This is a genomic window from Cytobacillus firmus DS1 (genome assembly GCF_000565285.1).
Lineage (GTDB): Bacteria > Bacillota > Bacilli > Bacillales > Cytobacillaceae > Cytobacillus > Cytobacillus firmus_A.
The window spans coordinates 1-5,009 of the sequence record NZ_APVL01000049.1; the positions used below are offsets into that span (position 1 = coordinate 1).

The 5,009-nt window shown below is 40.4% G+C and carries 5 protein-coding genes; 3 read left to right on the forward strand and 2 right to left on the reverse strand.

Annotated elements, in window-relative coordinates; genetic code table 11:
* Positions 1–103: 103 nt before the first annotated feature.
* Entirely contained in the window at positions 104–649 is a 546-nt protein-coding gene (locus PBF_RS24465) for a T6SS immunity protein Tdi1 domain-containing protein (RefSeq protein WP_035333594.1), read from the reverse strand.
* 19 nt (positions 650–668) lie between these two features.
* Positions 669–2,516 (reverse strand): T7SS effector LXG polymorphic toxin, encoded by a 1,848-nt coding sequence (locus PBF_RS25695; protein ID WP_081757373.1) that lies wholly within the window; start codon positions 2,514–2,516, stop codon positions 669–671.
* A 211-nt stretch (positions 2,517–2,727) separates the two neighbouring features.
* Between PBF_RS25695 and PBF_RS24475 the strand changes: the two genes are divergently transcribed.
* The 3 genes from PBF_RS24475 to PBF_RS24485 all read left to right on the forward strand — a co-directional run bounded on the left by PBF_RS24475 (position 2,728) and on the right by PBF_RS24485 (position 4,827).
* The gene (locus PBF_RS24475) at positions 2,728–3,084 is read left to right on the forward strand and encodes a YwqH-like family protein (RefSeq protein ID WP_035333596.1); all 357 of its coding nucleotides are present in this window, start codon (positions 2,728–2,730) and stop codon (positions 3,082–3,084) included.
* A 16-nt stretch (positions 3,085–3,100) separates the two neighbouring features.
* A complete protein-coding gene (locus PBF_RS24480; RefSeq protein WP_035333597.1) occupies positions 3,101–3,388 on the forward strand; it encodes a YwqI/YxiC family protein in 288 nt (95 codons plus the stop codon).
* Positions 3,389–3,642: 254 nt separating this feature from the next.
* The gene (locus PBF_RS24485) at positions 3,643–4,827 is read left to right on the forward strand and encodes a DUF4317 domain-containing protein (RefSeq protein WP_035333598.1); all 1,185 of its coding nucleotides are present in this window, start codon (positions 3,643–3,645) and stop codon (positions 4,825–4,827) included.
* Positions 4,828–5,009 lie beyond the last annotated feature (182 nt).

A 5,009-nucleotide genomic window follows, 5' to 3' on the forward strand; every position in this document is an offset into this window, starting at 1 on the left:
CTTTCACCAATTAGCAATTAACGGCTTGCTGGGCACGCAAAAATAAAAGCACCTGTTGCCTAATAAGGCAATCAAGTGCTTATAGTTAACATAGTCTTGAACATTACTGCACTGGTCCCATAAATTCAGTAATAATAAGAATATGTTCCTTCAATTTTACTTTCTTTAGGTTCTCAACTTTTTCCGCGCCACCTAAACCTAATAGAGGGGTGTATCCAAAACACTCATCATAGTTAGGGGCACTGTATTTACTAATCGCTTCAGGATAAGGCTGCCATCTTAATTCATCGTTCATAAAATCATTATCTTTTAAGTCATCAAAAAAGAATTCAAATCCGGATGAAACAACATTAACATATCCTTTCCTAAAGTTTAATAAATTTACATACTTATCTTTTTCCCATACTATAATATCACCCATTGCGGTTGTAAAAATAGGAATGGCCTGCTCATACCTTAGATAACTTCTCTCTAAAATTTCTAAATAATCGTCTGGATTAATAACTTTTAAAAAGTCATTTACGAAAGTACCAAAACCATATTTTTTCCATGTTTCTATTAATTCTTCAGGAAGTTTATCCTTATATTTTAAAATAATATCATCATCAACTGTTTCATGTTTTATAAAATCGCTAAATATAGTTTCCAATTAACATACCCTCCTTTGATTATTGAGTTAATTTCACATTTAAATAAGTATTCTTTAGCTGCTCAGATGACATATTCTTCGCCATTTCCCTAATTTGCTCATCAACAACATCAATTCTATATTTCCATTGTGAACCTATCGAGGAATTTACTCTTTTATCCCCCATACCTCCAATAATGTCTGTTCTTCCTCCAGCTATTTGATCTGGATTATGAAGTGCTGCTTTTGTTTCCAGCCATTCTGAAGCTTGCTTTGTCGCCTCAGCTCTGGAAAGTCCTTGTTTTCGCAGTTCAGCAATTTTATCTTTAAGTTCTTCTTGTCTAGCCATTTTTTGAGCTGCATTTCCTTCTATTGCTCTACCTTCAGCAATATATCTGTCTCTATTTTTCAGATACTCGTCAACCGTTAATTCATTCATACCTTTTTCTTGGTCTTTTAATTGTCTTGCAAACTCTTCGGAGTCATGTTTAACATTTCTTTTAAAATTAACTTCAACTTCTTTTATTCTTGGTACATCATCCAAATGCTTTACATTACCCGTACCCTTACCTGCCTTCTTCCCCGGCAAGACCACATTACCCTTTTCCTCTTTCAATATCCTGACAAGCGCATCAAAGTCCGCCTTATTGATGCTTTTCCGTATGACCTTGGTTCCTTGCTTTCTGACAACAGCCGCGAGCGACAGGTATTCGAGTATTTCAAGCGGGGTTCCGTCAGCTATGGAGTCCAGTTCCCGCACTCCCCCCACTCGGTCTTCTGGAATGGAGTCGACAAATTCGTAGGCTTTTCCTTTTTCTCCATAGAATTCCCGGACAATCCGGCCGTCCTCATATAGATGAAACTTTCCGCCTTGATTCTCGCTGCCGATTCCATACTCATCTATGACATCAACAGTCAGGATCTCCCGGCCACTCAGGGAGGCGAATTCCTCCGGGCTGATTTCGCTGCTGTTTAGCTCTGCTAAAGCCTTCAAGGCTCTTAATTGATAGTGGATGGTCTTTCTTTCGTAGGTACTCTGCCAGATAGCCCAAATAGAATAAGCACCGGGCGGCAGAATCTGACCCAGGGTCGTTACGCCGAGTTCTCTAAAGAATTCCGGAGAACGCATGGAATTTCCTGCTTTATGCCTGATGCCTTCTAAAAGCTCTCCGTAGATGGGGCTTGATTGAAGCTGCTTGACGGAATAGCCGGAAATGCTGAGATTTCCACTTTGAAAGAGGCTGGAAATTTCATCGATGTATGTCTGCATCAGATGAAGATCCTGCTCAATTGGATCAAGTGCCAGTGTTTGCTGGCTGTCAAAGGTCATAAGATCATCAACTGTATTTCGCCGGTGAAGTTCCGCTCTCCTTACATGTGCCGAAAACTCCCCATCCTGCAGGCGAGGGAGACTGACAATATCAGAAACTTTCTGCATCACCGCATTGGTCTCTTCTGTTAGGCTAGTGGTGATAGATTCTGTTTTTACCAGGCCTTGTGCCGCTTCTCCATCCAAAAAGCTCTGACGGATGAATCCATTACTTGCCGGCTCGAGCATCTGAAGGGAAGAACGTATTCTTTTTAAAGTATTTTGATAGTCTGCAAGAAAACCTTCAAAAAATAAGAGAAAAGGAGAATGGCATTCCTGGAAGAAAGCCTGAATAGCGGCTGCTCCCTCTCCACGGAAGGAGTCCTCAAGCGAGGTGATTCCTTCTACATCACGCGCAATGTTTCTTATCTGCTCTTCTAAGGAGTGCAGACTGGAATGAAGCTCCTTCAATCCGCTATGCAGCTCCCTTGCATCTAATACCTTCAGTATAAATCGCCTCCTGCCATTCGACAACTGGAATAGAGGTGCTTCAGAAAGCCCCTCACTAGAATTTTCCATATTCTATACTTTACACTAAAATTTAGAGTAATTTTATTACGAATAGGATTATTTTTACACTTTTGTATAAAACAGTAATATATACACATCGACATAGTGACTAAAATAAGAAAAATGTATCATTATTACATTATTTCCCTGTGATATAGTAAAATGGATTCTTTTTTCGGTTTAATAATATGAAAATGGCAGTATATAGAGGTGAATATTCATGTCTTTAGGATATTACTACAGTTTATTGGCGAAGAAACAAAGTGATCTGCAGCGACTGATGGCCTGTGAGGGAGAACTCCAGGGAAAACAGCAGGAGTTTAACCACTATCGGCATACGGTCACAAAGCCGGATCTTTCCCCTTTTACCTGGCAGGGAAAGCTGGCAGATGGATTTGAGGATATCCGGTTTGATCAAATGCTCACGAGTTACATTGACATTGAGTCAAATCAATTTCATGAGGTGTTTTCAGCCATAAGCCGGAAGCTGCAGCAGATCCAGCAGGAAATCGATTCTATCAAACAAACAATCGCTTCCCTGGAAGCACAGCTTGCAGCAGAGAGGTCGAAGAAATAATGAGGAGGTACTGAGAATGGATACTGAGATTAAGCTAAGGATAAGTGAAATAGAACAGGCACTCTCAAAACTTCAATCCTCTGCTAACGGGCTCCAGCCATCCCTTCCATCCCCTATTGGGGAAAATAATGTCCTTGATTTCATCAATAAATTGAACGCTTTAAATAGGCAGCTTCAGCAGGTGACAGAAGCCTATAAATCTGTATTGCTTCAAAATGAAGAAACAACACGACAATCCGTACAGTTCTTGGATGAATCAGATCGGCTCCTTTCCAGGGGGATCCATGCGGTGCAGAAAAAATAATTCCCTTAGCAAACACCCCTTTTTCATAAAATAAAAGAGGCTTCCCACAAGCTTTGGTCAACTTATGGGAAGCTTTTTTTTATACCCGCAATGCTGGCAGAATATCAGCATTCCACAGTCACCTCCCCTCTTGCAAATCAACATGAACAAACCTCTTATCAAAAAAGCGAAAATAAATAATAATTTATAGAGCTGATGTATTTTGTTATTCTAGTAAATATGCATATTGGGCAGCTTAGGAGTGGATTTTAACCGTGAACAAAAAAGACATTGCACAGATTCGGAAACAATTTAAGTTAAATAATGACTTACTAAAGATCTCAGATATTTTTAATGTCTATATTATGAAGGAATCAAGCGAAATTTATCATTATGAGAGTCAGCCTTTTGAAATGCTGGATCAGGATCAGCAGGAGCTGTTTATGGACAACTTCAAAAAGCTGCTGGGCGGCCAATTGGATGAAAAGCTCTTTGAATTAAAGTTTCGAAGGGATGCGGAAAACAGCAGTCAGCTCATCCTTCATCAAGGGCTGCTGACCAATGATGCTGAAGGCTGGACGGAACAAATGCTTCAGATTGTCGGCAAAATGCTGGGAATCCGGCAATATGAAAAGGATATTGTCGTTACGTTCATTCGCGGGGAGTATCTTAAGCCCATGAAACGCCGCAATGCAGAAGCCGAGGAAAGTGAACGGGATGCCGTATATTCTCATCCCTTTATTCTCTGCAGCATCAATAACACGCAGGAACCGAAGAAGGAACTGCTTTTTGACTATGTAGAAAAGGAATTTAAATATCATTTTACCGTTGATCCGATTATCAACCTCAAGTCTCCCATTTCAGGGTTTCTATTTCCTTGCTTCACTGATCACGCTGCTGATGTCAATCATGTCCTGTATTCTGCAGGCAAGGTTCATGAGCCCGACCACCAGTTCATTGAGGACGTTTTAAACGGGGAAGAAACAATGACGGCACAGGATGATAAAATCGTTTTTGAAGAAATTATTAAAGACGTAACAGGAGATCAGCTTAGCACTTCAACACTTTCCAACGTATATGAAGAGATAAACCGGATGATCGTGGAAAACGAAGAGGATGAACCGCCTAAGCTGGATTCCAAAGACGTAGAACATGTTTTAAAGGTGAGCGGTATCGAAGACATTGATTCTGAAAAGGTCCAATCCGCTTATCAAAAGATCATCGATGATGACAAATATGAAATAAAGGCAAGCAGCGTCCTGCCTAAATATAATTCAAAATCAATCAAAATCAGCACAAAGGCAGCCAACATATCCATCTGTCCGCAGGATCTTAGATATGTAAGACAAATTAATTTTGACGGCAAGCGTTACCTGATGATCGAGGTGGAAGAAGATACTGTGATTGAAGGCTTTACGATGATTCCGGAGGCTTTTGGCGGGGGGGCGGACAAAGAATAAATAAAAAAAGGAATTCCCGAATAGGAATTCCTTTTTGTTTGCTTTATAAGCAGTTTAGGGATTCTGCGGGACAAGATACCTGCCTGCCCCTATGCCCTGGTGGATGATGCTTTAAAACGTTGGGTTCAACGCTTTAAATTACATCATGCCGCCCATGCATTCAGTGTTTGTATGAGATTTCA